This window comes from Bradyrhizobium sp. LeoA1Lang, from assembly GCF_055413685.1.
This window is the reverse complement of sequence record NZ_JBVAPG010000074.1, coordinates 1-17,825: the sequence shown is the minus strand read 5'-3', so window position 1 is coordinate 17,825 and position 17,825 is coordinate 1. Positions and strand designations below refer to the sequence as shown.

The 17,825-nt window shown below is 64.0% G+C and carries 18 protein-coding genes and 1 pseudogene; 8 read left to right on the top strand and 11 right to left on the bottom strand.

The window, feature by feature from the left end:
* Positions 1 to 40 precede the first annotated feature (40 nt).
* The 7 genes from ACZYOF_RS23780 to ACZYOF_RS23750 all read right to left on the bottom strand — a co-directional run bounded on the left by ACZYOF_RS23780 (position 41) and on the right by ACZYOF_RS23750 (position 5,062).
* Complete coding sequence (locus tag ACZYOF_RS23780) at positions 41 to 532, bottom strand: hypothetical protein (protein ID WP_463717302.1); 492 nt, start codon at positions 530 to 532, stop codon at positions 41 to 43.
* A gap of 62 nt (positions 533 to 594) precedes the next feature.
* On the bottom strand, positions 595 to 897 hold the full coding sequence (locus ACZYOF_RS23775; RefSeq protein WP_463717301.1) for a copper-binding protein: 303 nt from the start codon (positions 895 to 897) through the stop codon (positions 595 to 597).
* 23 nt (positions 898 to 920) lie between these two features.
* A complete protein-coding gene (locus ACZYOF_RS23770) occupies positions 921 to 1,382 on the bottom strand; it encodes a cupredoxin domain-containing protein (RefSeq protein ID WP_463717300.1) in 462 nt (153 codons plus the stop codon).
* 47 nt (positions 1,383 to 1,429) lie between these two features.
* Positions 1,430 to 2,806: a multicopper oxidase family protein gene (locus tag ACZYOF_RS23765; RefSeq protein WP_463717299.1), complete on the bottom strand. Its 1,377-nt coding sequence runs from the start codon at positions 2,804 to 2,806 to the stop codon at positions 1,430 to 1,432.
* A gap of 13 nt (positions 2,807 to 2,819) precedes the next feature.
* Positions 2,820 to 4,256 carry a TolC family protein gene (locus ACZYOF_RS23760; RefSeq protein ID WP_463717298.1) on the bottom strand — a complete coding sequence of 479 codons (1,437 nt, stop codon included), beginning with the start codon at positions 4,254 to 4,256 and terminating at the stop codon, positions 2,820 to 2,822.
* The gene (locus ACZYOF_RS23755; RefSeq protein WP_463717297.1) at positions 4,253 to 4,552 is read right to left on the bottom strand and encodes a hypothetical protein; all 300 of its coding nucleotides are present in this window, start codon (positions 4,550 to 4,552) and stop codon (positions 4,253 to 4,255) included. Before ACZYOF_RS23755 ends, ACZYOF_RS23760 begins: the two co-directional genes overlap by 4 nt.
* Before the next feature lie 75 nt (positions 4,553 to 4,627).
* Entirely contained in the window at positions 4,628 to 5,062 is a 435-nt protein-coding gene (locus ACZYOF_RS23750; RefSeq protein WP_463717296.1) for a hypothetical protein, read from the bottom strand.
* Between the two features lie 141 nt (positions 5,063 to 5,203).
* Between ACZYOF_RS23750 and ACZYOF_RS23745 the strand changes: the two genes are divergently transcribed.
* Positions 5,204 to 6,502, top strand: a complete 1,299-nt coding sequence (locus ACZYOF_RS23745) for an MFS transporter (protein WP_463717295.1) — start codon at positions 5,204 to 5,206, stop codon at positions 6,500 to 6,502.
* 6 nt (positions 6,503 to 6,508) lie between these two features.
* Here ACZYOF_RS23745 and ACZYOF_RS23740 read toward each other — a convergent pair whose 3' ends face one another.
* Complete coding sequence (locus tag ACZYOF_RS23740; protein ID WP_463717294.1) at positions 6,509 to 7,900, bottom strand: sensor histidine kinase; 1,392 nt, start codon at positions 7,898 to 7,900, stop codon at positions 6,509 to 6,511.
* Positions 7,897 to 8,577: a response regulator transcription factor gene (locus ACZYOF_RS23735; protein WP_463717293.1), complete on the bottom strand. Its 681-nt coding sequence runs from the start codon at positions 8,575 to 8,577 to the stop codon at positions 7,897 to 7,899. The genes ACZYOF_RS23740 and ACZYOF_RS23735 overlap by 4 nt, the downstream gene beginning before the upstream one ends.
* A gap of 286 nt (positions 8,578 to 8,863) precedes the next feature.
* Here ACZYOF_RS23735 and ACZYOF_RS23730 point away from each other — a divergent pair, with 286 nt between their 5' ends.
* A complete protein-coding gene (locus ACZYOF_RS23730; protein ID WP_463717292.1) occupies positions 8,864 to 9,763 on the top strand; it encodes a MipA/OmpV family protein in 900 nt (299 codons plus the stop codon).
* A gap of 40 nt (positions 9,764 to 9,803) precedes the next feature.
* On the top strand, positions 9,804 to 10,529 hold the full coding sequence (locus ACZYOF_RS23725) for a hypothetical protein (protein ID WP_463717291.1): 726 nt from the start codon (positions 9,804 to 9,806) through the stop codon (positions 10,527 to 10,529).
* A gap of 243 nt (positions 10,530 to 10,772) precedes the next feature.
* On the opposite strand, the gene ACZYOF_RS23720 is transcribed toward ACZYOF_RS23725, so the two are convergent.
* A complete protein-coding gene (locus ACZYOF_RS23720; RefSeq protein WP_130578490.1) occupies positions 10,773 to 11,321 on the bottom strand; it encodes a cupin domain-containing protein in 549 nt (182 codons plus the stop codon).
* A 147-nt stretch (positions 11,322 to 11,468) separates the two neighbouring features.
* Between ACZYOF_RS23720 and aptA the strand changes: the two genes are divergently transcribed.
* Both aptA and ACZYOF_RS23710 read left to right on the top strand, forming a co-directional pair.
* On the top strand, positions 11,469 to 12,797 hold the full coding sequence (gene aptA / locus ACZYOF_RS23715; RefSeq protein ID WP_463717290.1) for an omega-aminotransferase AptA: 1,329 nt from the start codon (positions 11,469 to 11,471) through the stop codon (positions 12,795 to 12,797).
* A 68-nt stretch (positions 12,798 to 12,865) separates the two neighbouring features.
* Entirely contained in the window at positions 12,866 to 14,131 is a 1,266-nt protein-coding gene (locus ACZYOF_RS23710; protein ID WP_463717289.1) for a D-amino acid dehydrogenase, read from the top strand.
* 102 nt (positions 14,132 to 14,233) lie between these two features.
* On the opposite strand, the gene ACZYOF_RS23705 is transcribed toward ACZYOF_RS23710, so the two are convergent.
* Complete coding sequence (locus tag ACZYOF_RS23705; RefSeq protein ID WP_463717288.1) at positions 14,234 to 14,875, bottom strand: TetR/AcrR family transcriptional regulator; 642 nt, start codon at positions 14,873 to 14,875, stop codon at positions 14,234 to 14,236.
* 156 nt (positions 14,876 to 15,031) lie between these two features.
* Between ACZYOF_RS23705 and ACZYOF_RS23700 the strand changes: the two genes are divergently transcribed.
* The 3 genes and pseudogenes from ACZYOF_RS23700 to ACZYOF_RS23690 form a co-directional block, all read left to right on the top strand.
* Positions 15,032 to 15,529, top strand: coding sequence for a (2Fe-2S)-binding protein (locus tag ACZYOF_RS23700; protein ID WP_130578486.1), 498 nt, complete (start codon positions 15,032 to 15,034; stop codon positions 15,527 to 15,529).
* Entirely contained in the window at positions 15,526 to 16,578 is a 1,053-nt protein-coding gene (locus tag ACZYOF_RS23695) for an FAD binding domain-containing protein (RefSeq protein WP_130578485.1), read from the top strand. Before ACZYOF_RS23700 ends, ACZYOF_RS23695 begins: the two co-directional genes overlap by 4 nt.
* Positions 16,568 to 17,665: pseudogene (locus ACZYOF_RS23690) on the top strand (xanthine dehydrogenase family protein molybdopterin-binding subunit); the annotation flags it as partial. The gene ACZYOF_RS23695 and the pseudogene ACZYOF_RS23690, both read left to right, overlap by 11 nt.
* Positions 17,666 to 17,825: the final 160 nt, after the last annotated feature.

The following is a 17,825-nucleotide window of genomic DNA, read 5'->3' as shown; positions in this document are numbered from 1 at the left end:
GTCGCAAGCCACGCGGCAGCGTCCGGCGCCGTGACGCCGGTCAGGCCAAAGTTCGAGGGGGATGGTCGGGAGGTGGGCGCGCCAGCCCGTCCGCGATGATGTCGTTGAGCGGACGTAGCTGTTCGTCGAGCTGCCGGTTCACTTCCACCATGCTGGTCGATGGGCCGGCCAGCAGGACCTGCATCATGCAGATCGCAACCAGCGGACAATCCTGGCAAGCGGGGCTCTTCTGCTTGTCCGGGCAGCAGGGCATGTCCGCCATATCCATATCTGCCATGTCATGATCATCCGCCATCGGCGCCATCTGGACACCGGCGGACGACAGCAAATGCTCCGCCGCGGCCGAGGTGGCGAGCGGCGCCAGGGTCAGGCTTGCCGTCACCAGCAGCGCGACCAGGAGCTTGAGCAGTTGGCGGATGTCCATGGTCCAAGTTTCGCACAGGTGGATGGCCGCTGGAAGGTCCCGTCCTTCAAAAATTGCGGCGCCGAGCGCCGCGGCAATGGCGATCCGGAATCGGAAGTTGTGGCGCAACAGGCCGGATCCGATCCCGGACCAGGCCGGAACGAAGGTGAGACCAAAAGCGCCCCTGACGTTCATTTCGCCTTCTGCAACTTCGTCACCGTATAGCCCGACGCGGCTTCCTCGGCCTCGAACTGTACCTTGTCGCCGACCTTCACCTGTTTGAGCACGGCGGGTTCCTTGACGCGGTAGACCATGGTCATTGGCTCTTCCATGCCAAGGCTTTTGGCCGGGCCGTGCTTGAGCGTGATCTTGCCGGCGCTCTCGTCGATCTTCTTGACTTCGCCGTCGATCGCGGCGCCCTGCGCCCAGGCCGCCTGCGCCAGCAAGCTGGTCGCGAGCGTCGCCGCTGCGGCCATACGGATGATCCCGTTCATTCTTGTTCTCCTTCGCTCGTTGTTCATTTCACGGTGATGCGGCCGACCATGCCGTAGTCGCGGTGATCGGGGATCAGGCAGGCATATTCGAAGCTGCCGGCTTGGGTGAATTTCCAGACGATCTCGGCCGACTTGGTCGGCGCGAGGCGGACGCCGTTGGGATCATCGTGCTCCATGTGCGGATGCTTCTTCATCACCTCGGCGTGCTTCAAATTCTCCGTCGTGGTGGCGAGGAGGAATTCGTGGTCCTCCTTGCCGACGTTGCGGATCACGAAGCGGATCTGCTCCCCGCGCTTGACCTCGATGTTGGCGGGCTTGAACGCCATCTCGCTCATCTCGACCTCGATCGTGCGCGATGGCTTGTTCGGATTGCCAGGTTCGCCGGCTGCATAGGATGAGTGGCCGTGCTGTTCATGGGCGAACGCGGCAGCAGCGGCGGTTGCAAGCGCGATCAGCGCGAGACCGGTCGTGGTGATCTTCTTCATCGGAATTTCCTTCAAGGGTTTCTTCTGGGTGAGGCGCCGGCGCATCGTTACATCTTCATGTTCATGCCCTTCATCGGTTTGTTGCCGCCGCGGTGGCCAGTCGGCGCTGCCGTCGCCGGCGATGTCTGCCGTGCGGGCGCGGCGTCGGGCATCTCTACCTCATAGGCGACGGTGCCGGGCGGATGCTGGTAGGGACCGGGATCGCGATAATCGTCGCTCGCGAGCCCCTCGCGGATCTTCATCACCGTGAACATGCCCCCCATTTCCAGCGGGCCGAACGGGCCGTTGCCGGTCATCATCGGGAGCGTATTGTCCGGCGCGGGCATCTCCATGTTGCCCATCGCCATGCCGGTCGAGCCCATCACCATCGCATCTGGCGCGAGCCTGCCGACGGCCTTCGCGAGATCCTTGCGCGACACGCCGATGAAGTTGCGCATGTCGTGGCCCATCGCGTTCATGGTGTGGTGCGACTTGTGGCAATGGAACGCCCAGTCGCCGGGATTGTCGGCGAGCACATCGAACACGCGCACCGCCCCGACGGGTACATCGGTGGTCGTCTCCGGATATTGCGCGCTCTCCGGAATCCATCCACCATCGGTGGAGGTCACGTAAAACTTGTGGCCGTGCAGATGGATCGGGTGATTGGTCATCGAGAGATTGCCGATCCGCACCCGCACCTTGTCGCCAAGTCGCACCGGCAGCGGATCGATACCGGGGAAGACGCGGCTGTTCCAGGTCCACATGTTGAAGTCGGTCATCTCGTTGACCTTCGGCAGGTAGGTGCCGGGGTCGATGAGATAGGTGCTCATGACGAAGACGAAGTCGCGGTCGACAGGACGGAAGGCGGGATCGCGCGGGTGCACCACGATCATGCCCATCATGCCCATCGCCATCTGCACCATCTCGTCGGAATGCGGGTGGTACATGAAGGTGCCGCTGTGCTTCAGCTCGAACTCGTAAACGAAGGTTTTTCCCGGTTTGATGTGCGGCTGCGATAGGCCGCCGACGCCGTCCATGCCTGAGGGCAGGATCATGCCGTGCCAGTGCACGGTGGTATGCTCCGGCAATCTGTTGGTGACGAAGATGCGGACCTTGTCGCCCTCGACGGCCTCGATGGTCGGGCCCGGCGACTGGCCGTTATAGCCCCAGAGATTGGCCTTCATGCCGTCGGCGAATTCGCGCACCACCGGCTCGGCGACGAGATGGAATTCCTTCCATTCGCCGTTCATGCGCCAGGGAAGCGACCAACCGTTCAGCGTTACGACGGGCCGGTAGTCCGGTCCCGAAGTTGGATGGAGTGGCGGCTGCGAGGTCGCTTTGTCCATGGTCGGTGCCTCGGGAATGGCGGCGGCCTGCACGCGGCCAGCAACGGCGCCGGCGCCGACGAGAGCTGCGGTGCTCAGGAATCCTCTGCGTGAAAACATCATTTCCCTCCAGTCAGTGAGCGCCGGCCGTCGGTGCGGCTGCGGAAGCTGTCGTCGTTGGGCTTTCCCTTATTCCCGATCCGCCGCCGTTGATGGCGGTCTGCAGGTCGGATTGCGCCAGAAAGAATGCCCGTTTGGCGTCGATCGCAGCGCGGAGCGAGGCGAGGCGCTGGCGCGCCTCGGTGAGCAGCGCGAACACGTCGACCTGCATGCTGGAGAAGCGCAACTGCATTTCTTCCGTGATGATCTGGCGCAGTGGCAAAATCTCGCGCTGATAGTGGGTGGCGATGTCGTAGCTCGAGCGGTAGGTGCGATAGGCATCGCGAGCTTCAGAGCGAACATTGACCGCCCTCTCGGTCAGCCGATTGAAGGCGAAATTGTAGGTCTCCGCTGCCTGGCGGACGCGCACCTCGCCGCCATCGAACACCGGGATCTGGAATTGAACGTCAAAGCCGCGCTCGCGAAATGGCGGATTTTCCGGGTCGCGGGTGCGCTTCTCGATGCCGGCGAGGTCGAGCAGCGTGACGAATCGCGTCGCCTCGGTGAGGTCGAGTGCCTTTGCCAAGGCGGCAAGCTCCATGCGCGCGATCTGCAGGTCGATGCGGTGCGCAACCGCGTCGGCTTCGATCGAGGGCAAGGTCTGTGGACGTCGCGGCAAGGCCGGAAGCTTTTCTGGAATCTTGAAGTTGAGATCGTCGTCCCACAGTCCCATCAGGCGCGAAAGCCGTTCGCGGTCGCTTCCCGCCTCCTGCCGTGCGGTGGCAAGGTCTGCCGTGGTCTCCGCGTAAAATACCTGCTCGCGCGCCTGATCGAGCTTGTTGAGCGCGCCGGTCTCGCCGAGTCTTCTCGCAAGTTGCGCGGTTGATTCCGCGGTCGATTTTGCATCGGTAAGCAGGCCGACCATCTCGTTGGCGGTCAGGCTGCGGAAGTAGGCGCGCCGGACATCGGCCGCGAGTCGCAGCGTTTCAAGCGCGGCGCGCAATTGTGCTTGCCGAAAACGCTCACGCGCGATGTCGGAGCGGAATGGCAATGTAGCCAGTGCCAGGATGTCGCCGACCACCTGGCGTTCGACCTCGCTCGCACCGTTGCCGCTGATCCGCGAGATCGAGAAGACGGGATTGGGCGGCAGGCTCTGCTCGACGAGGTCGGTCTCGGCGAGCGCCAACTCGTTATAGGCGGCCTGCAGCCCCTTGTTGCTGAGCAAGGCGACCTGCACTGCGGCATCGGCCGTCAATGGGCGCGAAAGCAGGCGGCGGATCGTGCCGCGGATCCGTTCGGCATCATCGGCGGAGCGCAGGAATGCGATATCCTTGCCGATGCTCTGTTCCGTCGCGGTGGCGACGACCGTCATGCCGCTGTCGGGCGAGAACGAGGCGCAGGCGGAAAGGACGACCCCGGCCATCAGCAACAGGCCAATCGCAGGACCACGGATGGCGGCAACCTGAATCATCGTTGCGGTACCTGCCGTTCTCGCGGGGCGACATCCTCGTTGCGCTCGCGCCAGGGCGCCGGTGTCGCGGGACGCAGGCCCGTATAAGGTGCGATCGTCGAGCGGTAGCTGACGCTTGCGACGCGCGCGGCGGGATCGGCCGGGTCGGGGGTGGCAAGCCGCGTTGTCGCAGGCTGGCAGCCCGCGGCTGTAACGGCGATGGCGGCGATGAGCGTGCCGACCGCGAGAGTCGACGGGAAATGGCGTCCGTCCGTCGTACCAACGGCTGCGGACTTCGCCTCTGATAGCGAAGACATCAATGGATTCCTGATCTGTGCATGAGTCACGGGCGCACGCGCGATTCCGCGCGGCGCCTACGTCGTCACGTCAGCTCAGGTGTTGGGTGGACGATAGGGCAGAGGGGGCGCCGTATCGTGCAGGCGCTGGTAGATTTCCGAGACGGAGGTCGACGTCGGCTGCGTGGGCTTCGCGATGCTGGGCAAATCGGCCGTCATCGCGGAAAGGCATAGCATGGCGCAACACGGTCCTGGCGAGGTCTTGCCGTCATGCTTGTGCTTGAAGTCGCCGCTGCCGGCTTGATGGGCGGCGTGCGTGCCGCCATGTTCGTGCGAGCCTTGCTTGTGCAAGCCTTGCTCGTGAAAGCCTTGGCCGGCACCGGCATGCGCGTCGGCAACCGCCAGCGCCACCTCGGCCGGCAGCCCACATGCCGGATTGCCCACCGCAAGTGCGGCCCCCGGCGCAAGCACGCAAAACAGGTAGAGCAGGGCGATCAACCACCCTGCCTTGGCCCGTTGCGGTCTCGTCAAGCGTACGAACATCGTCGGCAAAGTATCGCCAATCGCCGGCTTCGCCAAGGTGCCGGCAACATCATTCTGCGCTGAGCGACGATCCCGATCGCGGTTAAACGCGCTAGATGCCGGTTCGTTGGCTATCTCGGCGGTTTCCGCATGCCCAATATTTCGCCAAAGCGCTTGACCGGGAGGCAATTCGCGACGAACTTTGGCCCCGCCGTGGAAATTCCTTCTCAGATCAGCCCAAATCCGGACCATTTCATTCCCGATTCGCGCCGGGCATGGCTGCGGCTCGCTGTCGCCGTGGTGATCGGCTCGCTCGGCAGTGTCGGCATGTGGTCGGTGGTGGTGGCGCTGCCGGTAGTGCAGGGGGATTTCGGCGCCACGCGAGGGACCGCGTCGCTCGCCTTTACCCTCGTCATGATCGGCTTCGGCTCAGGCGGGGTCTTGACCGGCAAGATCACCGATCGCTACGGCATCGTCACCGCGATCGGGCTCGGCATCGGCATCCTCGGGCTGGGTTATATCGGCGCCGGCTACTCGCGGTCGATCTGGTCGTTCATCCTGTTTCATTTCGCGATCGGGCTGTCGTCATCGGCGACCTTCGGGCCGTTGATGGCGGAAGCCTCGCACTGGTTTGAGCGCTATCGCGGGCTCGCGGTCGCGATCGCCGCCAGCGGCAACTATGTCGGCGGCACGATCTGGCCGCCGTTGGTGAATCTCGGCATGCAGCAGTTCGGCTGGCGCACCACGCATGTCGCGATCGGCATCTTCACCGCGGTTGCGATGACGGTCGCGCTGTTCGTGCTGCGGCACCTGACGGGCGCGGCGAGCCGGCGCAGCCATCTCAACGCGCCGCCGCCGCGCGTCAATGTGCGGCTCTCCACCAACGCGCTGACGGCGATGCTCTCGCTGGCCGCGGTCGCCTGCTGCGTGGCGATGGCGATGCCGCAGGTGCATATCGTCGCCTATTGCGGCGATCTCGGCTATGGCGTCGCGCGCGGCGCCGAGATGCTGTCGCTGATGCTCGGCTTCGGCATCATCAGCCGCATCGGCTCGGGCTTCCTCGCCGACCGGATCGGCGGCATCCGCACGCTCCTGCTCGGCTCGGTCGCGCAGGGCACCGCGCTGCTGTTCTACCTGTTCTTCGACAGCCTCACATCGCTCTACATCATTTCGGCGATGTTCGGCCTGTTCCAGGGCGGCATCGTGCCGAGCTACGCCATCATCATCCGCGAGGCGATGCCGGCCGCGGAGGCCGCCACCCGGGTGGGCATCGTGATCTTCGCCTCGGTCATCGGCATGTCGCTGGGCGGCTATATTTCCGGCGTGATCTTCGATGCCACCGGCTCCTACGCCGCCGCCTTCGCCAACGGGCTCGCCTGGAACGCGCTCAACGTCACGATCATGCTGACGCTGCTGATCCGCTCGCGGCAGCGGCTGGCGATGGCGTGAAGCCAATCAACCGGGAGCGCCCGCTGCTGCCGGGGCGTCAGCAAGAGAGAGTTTGGCTTCCCTTGGCATTCCAGCAACTGCCTCTGCAAAGCGAAGGCATGCGGTTGTTCCAGCTCCGGGATCCGACGCAATTATCAGCTCTCCCCCGTGCGCTCCCATGATTTCACGGACAATCGCCAAGCCGAGTCCTGCGCCCTCCTTGGCGGGGTTGCCGGTCTGAAAGGGTTCGATCAGATCTTGTTCGAGGCTTGGAGAGATTCCGGCGCCATCGTCGCTGATGGACACGCTCCCATGACTCAACCTCGCAACGATGCGTTGAGCGCCACGGGCATGAATCAGGGCATTCCCCACCAGGTTGGCCAAAGCGCTCCGTACCGCGGCCTCGACGCCCAGTACGACCGAGATGTCCTCGCCCCCTTCAAGCGAAAGCTCCATGCCGGCGTCCAGCGCGGAGGGGCTGAAATCCGCCAGCACATCCCTCGTCACGACCGCGAGGTCGATGGGCCGCTTTTCGATCGTATGATTTTGCAGACGAGCCAAGTCGAGCATGGCCGAGACCAGGGATGTGAGGCGGCGGACATCGCGCACAAGATCAGCCTTCAGCGCAGGTTCTGCCACGTCTTCGATCTTCGCTCTCAGCACGGTCAATGGCGTGCGGAGCTGGTGGGCGGCATTGCCGACAAATCGGCGCTGCATCCGAATGTAGGCGTCGATCTCGTCAAATGCACGGTTGAGGGCTTGAACCAGCTGCCTGAGCTCGATTGGGACCTTAGCAAGTGCAATCGATCCCTGCGGCGCGGTCGGATCGATTGCGAGCGCAAGTTTCGTCACGCGACGGATGCTGCCCGACACAAGACGCGCGGACAATAGCGCGCCGATTGCGACGATCGACGCGAATGCGAGAGCCACCAGAAAAATCGCGGAAAAATTGCGAGAGACGAACGATCGTGCCATCTGCATGAAGCCCGGTCGTGCGCCACCGATCATCATTGCCAATCTGGAAGGCCCTCTTTGGACGACGGCAAGGCAGAAAGTACTCGTCTGGTCGAGCGTATCGAGCACGGAAAGACCGACAGGAGCGTTGTAGGGTACCGAAAAAGGCAGTGGTGGCCTGCGTTCGCTTCCAAACTCACTCTTGAGCGTTCCGCTGGACACAACGTACCAAAGCGCCGGGCTATGGGATTTCAGTCGTTCCATGCGGCTTGTGGGACGCACGATCGGCACACCGCTTGCGTCAACCGTCGTCGCGTCATTGAGAATGGCGGCCGCCAGCCGGCAAACGACGTGCTCGCTCCCGCGTATTCGAGAGAACCAGACGACCATGCTGAAGGTGATAACGAACAGCGCCGCCGCAACGACGCCGACCGAAATCGTGAGCGTCCGGGTGATCGACGTCATCTTACCGGTGCCATCCTGAGGATGTAGCCGATGCCTCGCATGCTGCGAATCTCGACATTGCCGCCCAACTCGGACAGCTTCCTGCGAAGTCGCGACACCTGTGCCTCGAGCGTATTGGACTCGATTTCGTCGTCGAAGCCGTAGAGCGCCTCGATCAAGGTGTCGCGCCCGACGACCCGATCCCGCCGCATCAGCAAGGCCTCGAGGATCAACGCTTCCCGGCGCCGAAGCGAAACCTTCTGGCCAGCCACGGTAACCTCGTTCGTGCCAAGCTCCAGTTCGACGTTTCCAAACGATATGGCCTGCGGTGCGAGCAGCCGAGGCCGTCGTAGAACTGCTCGCACCCTGGCAAGGAATTCCTGTGGCTCAAAGGGCTTGCTCAGGTAATCGTCGGCTCCGCCGTTCAGTCCGTCGATCACGTCTTCCTTGGTATCCTTGGCGGTCAACATGATGATGGCCGGTCTTTCGCGCAATTGAGAGAGGGCTGCGACGATATCGAGCGCGTCGCCGTCCGGTAGCATCCGGTCGACGATTGCGAGATCGTACTTGAAGCTGCCGAGGGCTTGTCTCGCTTCCGAAATGGATTCGACAATGTCGACAATTCCGCACACTTCTCGAAGCAAACGGCCGAGGTAGGCGCCGATTTGCGCCTCGTCTTCTATCACCAGGGAGCGCATCGGGTCTTTCTTGGTTGCTGGACCAATGGGGTGATGCTGGTTGCGGCGTCAGCCCGCTTATCGGATAGGCATTTGTCCGGTCCAGCCGAATTTTTCTGCACAGGCGGTAGTTGGTTGCGTGAGGGCGAGCCTTGAAGGCGCGCCGTTCGCGGACGTTCGAGCATCCCACCATTTGCTTCGACCGAGGCAATCTTGCGGCAATGTTCAACTGTCACGTAGCCGCCCGTAACCGTAACCACGCAAGTCGACGCGTCCCGCAAAGACCTGGGTTACGTCAAGGGCCTTGATGAATTCCATGATCCGAGTTTTCTCGCACTCTGCGCTCAAACAGGTGCGCCGAATCGTCCCGGTCGCAACAACTCTCGCCGCATTTGGCGCGGTCGCTGCCGCACCGGATGCGGCGTCCGCGCAGACGGCGTTCACTTTGCCGGCTCCTCCCGTCCGGGTGCCTTACTTGCCATCAGTTTCGGGTAACTGGACCCTCATGATCGGCATAGGTGCCGAGTACAAGCCTGATTTCGAGGGAGCAAACGGAAGCAAGTTCAGCCCGGTCCCGATTTTCACCATTCGTCGTGCCGGCACAGCCGAGCAATTTCGCGGCCCGCGGGACTCTGCGAGCATTGCGCTGATCGATTTCGGCGATTTCCAGGCGGGCCCTGCCGGCAAATTCGTGTCCGCTCGAAAGGCGAGCGACTATCCCGAGCTGGCCGGTCTCGGGGACGTCGATTTCACGTTCGAGCTGGGTGGATTCATCCAATATTTTCCGGTCGACTGGTTTCGTTTGCGCAACGAAACACGCCAGGGAATCGGCGGTCATCACGGTATCGTCTCCGACTTCTCGGCCGATTTCATCGTGCCGGTCGCCCGGGGATTTACCGTTTCGGGCGGTCCGCGTTTCACACTGGAAACCTCCAAAGCGACCTCACCCTATTTCAGCATCGATGCCGCCCAGGCAATGGCCACGGGGCTGTCGGCGTTCGATGCGAAGGGTGGTGCGCACTCCGTCGGCGTCGGCGCGCAGGTGTCGTATCGGATCGACCAGCACTGGGAGGTGCATTCCTACGTAGAGTATGAGCGTCTGCTCGGCGACGCCGCGAAGAGCCCGCTCGTAACGGTTCGAGGTTCGGTCGACCAAACGACGATCGGCATCGGTGCCTCTTATTCATTCGACTTCAAGATCCGGTAACAACACCATGCGCCGCAACACGCGATCCGCGAGCTTCGCGATGGTCGTTGTTCTTGCCGTCAGTACCAGCGCCTGCGCGACATTCGAGACCGGCGAAACGAAACTGCGGGCCGTCAAGACCGTCGGCATTGTCTCTGCGGTCGGCGATCAGATGACGGTCGCGAAGGGAGGTTTGACCAGCCTGGACAACGGCAGTCGGCGCTTCCCGATCGATTCGTGGGGACTAGACGATCTGATCGTCCAACGCGTCACCACCGCGCTCCAGGGCCGTTTTCAAGTGCAGCCTTTGACCTATAACCGCGCGGCTTTCGCTGTCGTCAAGGAGCCGGCTGTCACTGGCGTCAGCCTCATTCAGGGCGATCCGTTCAAGAAGCTGGTCCGGACCGAAGTGGCTCCGCAGGGCCTCGACGCCTACATCGTCATCAGCAAGGCCAGGGCGAGCATCGGTGGCAGCGGTCGAAAGGTCGAGGGCGTAGGTCTTATCACCTACAGCACGGTGATGGAGTCATACAGCCAGATCTACGCGCTCTACGAAATCAGAATTGTCGACGGGAAGACGTTCGACGTCATCGAAAAGATGGCCGCTCCACCGTTGGACAATACCGGCCGCGTGAAGCTCGCCGGTCCCAGCCGGCCGGTCGATGAGAGGCTCCCGATCACCAGCGGCGACGGCAACGACCCAAACCTGCGCGAGGCGATCGTCGATCTCATCGTGCGGAGCCTTCCGGCGACGTTGAACGACATGCATCTCGCGGCTACCCTTTGATTGGAAACGCAAACCTGAGGAGACTGTGATCAAGGTGATGAGCCTTGCGGATTTGATCGAGCGCAAAGCGCTGCCGCCGCGATGCGCTAGCTTTTCTCCATCAACCACGGAGAAGAGCCATGACACTCGATACTATCCTGGTCGTCATCGGCGTGACGGCGATGTTCCTGACCATCGCTGCGGCCATCGCCTGGGGCGACAAGCAGACCCGCAATCTGTGAGGCCTTGCGGCGCCTGCCATGTTCAGAATGTCGGCGGGGTGCAGGCGCTGATCACGTCGCAGGGCTTGCCGCCGACGCAGCGGAAGCGATGCGGGCGGCGGCTTTCGAAATAATAGGCGTCGCCGGGATTGAGGATGCGGCGCTCGTCATCGACGGTCACCTCGAGCTTGCCTGAGACCACGATGCCGCCTTCCTCGCCGTCATGCACCAGCGGCACGCGGCCGGTATCGCTGCCGGGCTCATAGCGCTCTTTCAGGATCTGCAGGCTCCGGCCGAACAGATTGTCGCCGACCTGGCGATAGGAGATCGGCTTCTTGCCGATCTCGGTCAGTTCGTCGGAGCGATAGAACACCTTGCGGCGGCGCTCCGGCTCGAGCGCGAAGAATTCCGCCAGCCCCATCGGAATGCCATCGAGGATGCGCTTCAGCGCCCCTACGGAGGGGTTCATCTGGTTGGACTCGATCAGCGAGATCGTCGAATTGGTGACGCCGGACCGCTTGGCGAGTTCGCGCTGCGACAGCTTCTGCTGCGCGCGAATGAATCGCAGCCGGCCACCGATATCGACGCTCATGGGAGAAGTCCTGTTGCAGGTGTTGCGGATCGCGCAAATATGCCGCGTTCGCCCCAATGAGATCAATGGGTTGCAGCAGGGCAGAAAAGGACTTGTTGCGCGTTTCAGAGCGTGTTCGGTTCGCGGTGTCAGCAGTGGAGCGACGCCGTGACCGTTCATCAGATTCCGAACACCATCAAGCTCGATTCGTTCTGGATGCCGTTCACGGCCAACCGGCAGTTCAAGGAGACGCCGCGGCTGTTCGCTTCCGCCGAGGGCATGTATTACACGAGCGTCGACGGGCGGAAGGTGATCGACGGCTCGGCCGGGCTCTGGTGCGTCAATGCCGGCCACGGCCGCAAGCAGATCGCCGCAGCGGTCGAGCGGCAATTGATGACGCTGGATTTCGCGCCGTCGTTCCAGATGGGCCATCCGATCGCGTTCGATTTCGCCGAACGCCTCGCGGCGATCGCCCCGAAGGGACTGGATCGCGTCTTCTTCACCAATTCGGGCTCGGAGTCGGTCGATACCGCGCTGAAGATCGCGCTCGCCTATCACCGCGCCGCCGGCCAGCCGACCCGCACGCGCCTGATCGGCCGCGAGCGCGGCTATCACGGCGTCGGTTTCGGCGGCATGTCGGTCGGCGGTATGGTGGCCAACCGCCGCGCGTTTGCGACCCATCTGCCCGGCGTCGACCATATCCGCCATACCCATGATCTCGCCCGCAACGCGTTTGCCAAGGATCAGCCGCTTCATGGCGCTGAACTCGCCGACGACGTCGAGCGGCTGGTGGCGCTGCATGGCGCCGAGACCATTGCTGCCGCGATCGTCGAGCCGGTGCCGGGCTCGACCGCGGTGCTGCCGCCGCCGCAAGGCTATCTGCAGCGGCTGCGCGAATTGTGCGACAAGCACGGCATCCTCCTGATCTTCGACGAAGTTATCACCGGCTTCGGCCGACTCGGCACGCCGTTCGCGTCGCAGTTCTTCGGCGTGACGCCCGACCTGATGACGACCGCGAAGGGCATCACCAACGGCACCGTTCCCTGCGGCGCGGTGTTCGCCAGCCGCAAGATCTACGACGGGCTGATGACCGGGCCGGAAAGCCAGATCGAACTGTTCCACGGCTACACGTATTCCGCGCATCCGGTGGCCTGTGCCGCCGGCCTTGCGACGCTCGACATCTACAAGGACGAAGGCTTGCTGACGCGCGGTGCTTCGCTCGCCGAGTACTGGCGCGACGCGCTGCATCAGCTCAAGGGCCTTCCGAACGTGATCGATATCCGCAACATTGGCCTGATGGGCGCCGTTGAAGTCGCACCGCGCGACGGCGCCGTCGGCGCGCGCGGCTACGACCTGATGGTCGATTGTTTCAATCACGGCCTCTATTTGCGCCAGAGCGGCGACTCCGTTGCGATGTCGCCGCCTTTGATTGTCGAGCGCAGCCATATCGACGACATGGTGTCGATCCTCGGCGACGCCATCAAGCGAGTGGCCTGACCCTTGCTCCAGCCGTTGCGGAGATTATTTGCAGCGGCAAGTCATGCCGCGGCGGGAGCCTGAAAAGCGTGAAAGTCATCATCCTCGGCAGCGGCGTCATCGGCGTCACGTCAGCCTATTATCTCGCGCACGCCGGCCATGAGGTGACGGTTGTCGACCGGCAGCCGCAGCCTGCGCTGGAAACCTCGTTTGCCAATGCCGGCGAAGTCTCGCCCGGCTATTCCTCGCCCTGGGCCGGCCCGGGCGTGCCGATCAAGGCCATCAAATGGCTGTTGATGAAGCACGGCCCGCTGGTGGTCCGGCCGAAGCCAGATCCCGCGATGTGGATCTGGCTGTTGAAGATGCTGCGCAACTGCACCGCGGAGCGCTATGCGGTCAACAAGAGCCGGATGATCCCGATCGCGGAGTACAGCCGCGACTGCCTGCGCGCGCTGCGCGGCGAAATCGGCATCCGCTATGACGAGCGCTCCCGCGGCACGTTGCAATTGTTCCGCTACGCCTCCCAGCTCGACCACACCGCCGACGACATCGCTGTCCTCAAGCAATATGGCGTTCCGTTCGAAGTGCTCGATCGCGAGGGCTGTATTGCCGCGGAGCCGGCGCTCGCTGCCGTGAAGGACAAGATCGCCGGCGGGCTGCGGCTGCCGGAGGACGAGACCGGCGATTGCCATATGTTCACGCAGGCGCTCGCGGTTGAGGCGGAAAAGCTCGGCGTGCGCTTCGAATTCAACGTCGCCATCGATGGCTTGATCGCGGATGCCTCGCGCGTCACCGGCGTTGCGACCAGCAAGGGCGTGCTGCAGGCCGACGCCTATGTCGTCGCGCTCGGAAGCTGGTCGCCGCGGCTGCTCAGGCCGCTCGGCATTTCGCTGCCGGTCTATCCGGTGAAGGGCTATTCGATCACGGTGCCGATCGTGGATGCCAGCGGTGCGCCGGAATCGACTGTCATGGACGAGAGCTACAAGGTCGCGATCACCCGCCTCGGCGACCGCATCCGCGTGGGCGGCACCGCGGAGATTTCAGGCTATTCCGACAAGCTCTATGCCGCGCGTCGCGCGACGCTCGATCATTCGGTGACGGATCTGTTTCCGCGCGGTGGCGATCTTGCGAAGGCGACGTTCTGGAGCGGCTTGCGCCCGATGACGCCGGACGGACCGCCGGTGATCGGCGCGACAAGGTATAACAATCTCCATCTCAACAGCGGTCACGGCACGCTCGGCTGGACCATGGCCTGCGGCTCGGGCAGGGTGCTTGCGGACCTCTTGTCCGGACGCAAGCCGGAGATCAATGTCGGCGAGTTGTCGATCGCGCGGTACGATCATAGATTCGGCTGAGTTGCTGCCGTCATTGCGAGGAGCGAAGCGACGAAGCAATCCATAGCGCCGCTTGTGGAGACGTGGATTGCTTCGCTTCGCTCGCAATGACGGTGTGCGCGGTCAGCGCTTGCGCTTCGCAGCCTTCTTCACCGGCTTTGGCTCTGGCGCTGCCGTCTCGCGCGCCGGTTGCAGGCGCAGGCCGTCGATGAACACATCCAATAGCCGCAGCACGGTCGATTGCCAGCCTGCCTGGTCGTGCATGTAGCACAGGCCGATCAGCGCGCGCAGGACGTCCTCGGCGCTGATGTCGGCGCGGATCTCGCCGGCGGCGACGGCGCGCGCAAGCAGCGCGGCGATCGCCTTGGTCAGTCGGTCGAGCGAGTAGGCGTGAAGCTCGGGGGAGCCGTGGGCGACCAGTGCCAGCGCGGCCGCCATGCCCTTCTTGGTGGCGACGAACTGGACGTTGGCGTGCAGCCAATGCCGCAGCGCTTCGACCGGATCGGTCTCCTCGTGCAACTGCTCCGCGAGATCGCCGAGCTGATCCACCTCGCGCCGATACACTGCTTCATACAGTGCTTCGCGAGTCGGAAAGTGACGGTAGAGCGTTCCGATGCCGACGCCGGCGTGCCGCGCCACAGCCTCCAGGCTGGCCTCGGGACCACCGGCGCTGAACACGGCTTTCGCCGCTTCCAGCACCCGCTCCCGGTTGCGCACGGCATCCGCGCGTGGCTTGCGAACTAATCCTGCGAACTGACTGGCCATCAGATTTGTGATCACCCCTCCCTTGTAAAACGGAGGATGCCTCCGTATATGCGATGAGTACCCGGCCTGCAAAGGTCCGCCGATCGACACATTGGCGGCCGCCGGCGGCGCGTTACCACTGTAACAATTTCACCATAGCACTGATCGGAGCCCTGCATGAATTTCTCCATCAGCCTCACCGTGAATGGTGTGCGGCGGGAGATCGAGCTCGACGACCCCCGCGTCACGCTGCTCGATCTCTTGCGCGAGCGTCTTGATCTGACCGGCACCAAGAAGGGGTGCGACCGCGGCCAATGCGGCGCCTGCACCGTCCTGGTCGACGGGCGGCGCATCAATTCCTGCCTCGCCTTGGCGGTGAGCCAGGACGGCGCCGACATCCTCACCATCGAAGGTGTCGCGCATGGCGACCAGCTCCATCCGGTGCAGGCCGCTTTCATCGCCCATGACGCCTTCCAATGCGGCTTCTGCACGCCCGGCCAGGTCATGAGCGGCATCGGACTGATCACCGAAGGTCAGGCCGGCGATGATCCCGAGCGCGTGCGCGAAGGCATGAGCGGCAATCTCTGCCGCTGCGGCGCCTATGCCGGCATCACGGAAGCCGTACTTGAAGCCCAGAATACTCTCGCGAATTCCGATCAGAGGCGTTCCGCATGATGAACTTCGATTACGTCAGGCCCTTAACCGTCGCCGAGGCGGTCGCGGCCGCATCCGAGAAAGGCGCGACTTATCTCGCGTCCGGCACCAATCTGCTCGACCTCATGAAAGGCGGCGTCTGCCATCCGAGCCGGCTGGTCGATGTCACGCGCCTGCCGGGGCTCGACCGCGTCGAATATCTTGCCGACGGCGGCGTCCGGATCGGCGCGCTGGTCCGGAATGCCGACCTCGCGCACGATGCGGAGTTCGCTCGCGCTTTTCCGTCCGTGGCCGAAGCGCTGTTGTCGGGAGCTTCCGCGCAGCTTCGCAACGCAGCGACTGTCGGAGGCAACGTGCTGCAGCGGACGCGATGTGCCTATTTCTACGACGCCCCCAGCGCCTGCAACAAGCGCTGGCCCGGCGCAGGCTGCGACGCGCGTCATGGCGAGAACCGCCTGCATGCTGTGCTAGGCTGGAGCGAAGCCTGTATCGCCACGCATCCTTCCGATTTCTGCGTGCCGCTGGTTGCGCTCGACGCGGTCGTGGAGATCGAAGGCAAGAGCGGGCGGCGCGAGGTGGCGCTCGAGGCGCTGCACCGCCTGCCCGGCGATACGCCGCAGCGGGAGACTTTGCTCGAGCGCGGCGACCTGATCGTCGCGCTGCGGCTGCCGGCTGAGGCCCGTGGCTTTGCCGCGCATGCACGCTACATCAAGGTTCGCGAGCGTACCTCTTATGCATTCGCGGTCGTGTCCGCCGCCGCAAGCCTGCGGATCGAGCAAGGTACGATCCGTGAAGCACGGCTCGCGCTCGGCGGCGTCGCGGCAAAGCCTTGGCGTGCGCGGGCGGCGGAGCAGGTTCTTGCCGGCGCCGCGCCCGATGCTGCCGGCTTCCGCGAGGCGGCACGCATCGCGCTCGCCGATGCAAAGCCGTCCGGCGACAACGCGTTCAAGATCGAACTCGCAGAGCGTATCGTGGTGCGGGCGCTGACGCTCGCCACCGCGGGCACACCGGCGCGCATTCCCGCGCTTCCCGGTTCTCCCTTCTCATCAGGAGTGCGCCATGTCGCTTGAGCTCACCCGCGATCCCGCCCATCTCAGGCACGGCTCGAACATCGGCCAGCCGCTGACCCGCCGCGACGGCGTCCTCAAGGTCAAGGGTCAAGCCCGCTATGCCGCCGACAATCACCCCCCGGCAATGCTCTATGCCGTGATCGCCGTCTCCACCATCGCGCGCGGCCGTGTGACCTCCCTCGATGTCGATGCCGCCAAGCGCTATCCCGGGGTCGTCGACGTGATGACGCCCTCGCACAAGCCGCCGCTTGCCGAAGACCCGGACGGCAAGCCCAATCCTTTCGCGTTCAAGATGGAGCTCCTGCAGAACGACGAGGTGCGCTACGCGAACCAGGCGATCGCGGTCGTGATTGCCGAGACGCTGGAAGCTGCCACCGAAGGCGCGGCACTGCTGTCGCCGCAATATCACATCGAGCCCGCGCGGGTCGGCCTTGACGGCGCGGAGAGCTATGCGCCGCCAGTGGTCGGTATCGGCAATCCGGCCGAGGTCCGGCACGGCGATGTCGACGTCGCGCTCGCCGGTGCATCGAACCGCATCGAGGCGACGTATGAAACGCCGGCGCAGTACCACAATGCGATGGAGCCGCACGCGATGGTCGCGTCTTGGGACGGCGACAAGCTTTCGATCGATACGCCGAGCCAGGGCATGGCGATGGCACAGATGCGGCTCGGTGGACTGCTCGGCATTCCGCCTGTTAATATCCACATCCGCAGCCCGTTCCTCGGCGGTGGTTTCGGTTCGAAGGGCCTGGTCTCCGGGCCGCAAGTGCTGGGCATCATGGCCGCCAAGCTGGTGGGACGTCCGGTCAAGCTCGTGCTGCGCCGTGACCAGATGTACGGTCCGGTCGGCCATCGCCCGCCCACCCGGCAGACGCTGCGCATCGGCACCGATGGCGAGGGCCGGCTGACGGCGATCGATCACCACGCGAAGGTCACGACCAGCACCTTCGATGATTTCTACGAGCCGGCCGCCGACGCCTCGCACACGCTCTATGCAAGCCCCGCGATCAAGACCTCGCATGAAGCGGTGCGTGTCGATACCGGCACGCCGCTGTTCATGCGCGCGCCGGGAGAGGCGACCGGGTCGAGGGGGGCCGCGAGGCGCGAGGCACAGCGACCGCCCGGCGGGGGGGTAGGCGCCCCCGCCACACACCCCCAAAAAAAAAAACCGCGCCAGCACCACAAACACCCCACCAGGGGATAGAAGACGAGAGGGCCGGGGGAAAGGCAAAGGGCCGCAACCCAGC

Excerpts from the sequence above, each read along its gene's own strand:
- ACZYOF_RS23775 (WP_463717301.1), bottom strand. The coding sequence starts at position 897 with ATGAACGGGATCATCCGTATGGCCGCAGCGGCGACGCTCGCGACCAGC.
- ACZYOF_RS23770 (WP_463717300.1), bottom strand. The coding sequence starts at position 1,382 with ATGAAGAAGATCACCACGACCGGTCTCGCGCTGATCGCGCTTGCAACC.
- ACZYOF_RS23765 (WP_463717299.1), bottom strand. The coding sequence starts at position 2,806 with ATGTTTTCACGCAGAGGATTCCTGAGCACCGCAGCTCTCGTCGGCGCC.
- ACZYOF_RS23760 (WP_463717298.1), bottom strand. The coding sequence starts at position 4,256 with ATGATTCAGGTTGCCGCCATCCGTGGTCCTGCGATTGGCCTGTTGCTG.
- ACZYOF_RS23755 (WP_463717297.1), bottom strand. The coding sequence starts at position 4,552 with ATGTCTTCGCTATCAGAGGCGAAGTCCGCAGCCGTTGGTACGACGGAC.
- ACZYOF_RS23745 (WP_463717295.1), top strand. The coding sequence starts at position 5,204 with ATGCCCAATATTTCGCCAAAGCGCTTGACCGGGAGGCAATTCGCGACG.
- ACZYOF_RS23740 (WP_463717294.1), bottom strand. The coding sequence starts at position 7,900 with ATGACGTCGATCACCCGGACGCTCACGATTTCGGTCGGCGTCGTTGCG.
- ACZYOF_RS23735 (WP_463717293.1), bottom strand. The coding sequence starts at position 8,577 with ATGCGCTCCCTGGTGATAGAAGACGAGGCGCAAATCGGCGCCTACCTC.
- ACZYOF_RS23730 (WP_463717292.1), top strand. The coding sequence starts at position 8,864 with ATGAATTCCATGATCCGAGTTTTCTCGCACTCTGCGCTCAAACAGGTG.
- ACZYOF_RS23725 (WP_463717291.1), top strand. The coding sequence starts at position 9,804 with ATGGTCGTTGTTCTTGCCGTCAGTACCAGCGCCTGCGCGACATTCGAG.
- ACZYOF_RS23720 (WP_130578490.1), bottom strand. The coding sequence starts at position 11,321 with ATGAGCGTCGATATCGGTGGCCGGCTGCGATTCATTCGCGCGCAGCAG.
- ACZYOF_RS23705 (WP_463717288.1), bottom strand. The coding sequence starts at position 14,875 with ATGGCCAGTCAGTTCGCAGGATTAGTTCGCAAGCCACGCGCGGATGCC.
- ACZYOF_RS23700 (WP_130578486.1), top strand. The coding sequence starts at position 15,032 with ATGAATTTCTCCATCAGCCTCACCGTGAATGGTGTGCGGCGGGAGATC.
- ACZYOF_RS23695 (WP_130578485.1), top strand. The coding sequence starts at position 15,526 with ATGATGAACTTCGATTACGTCAGGCCCTTAACCGTCGCCGAGGCGGTC.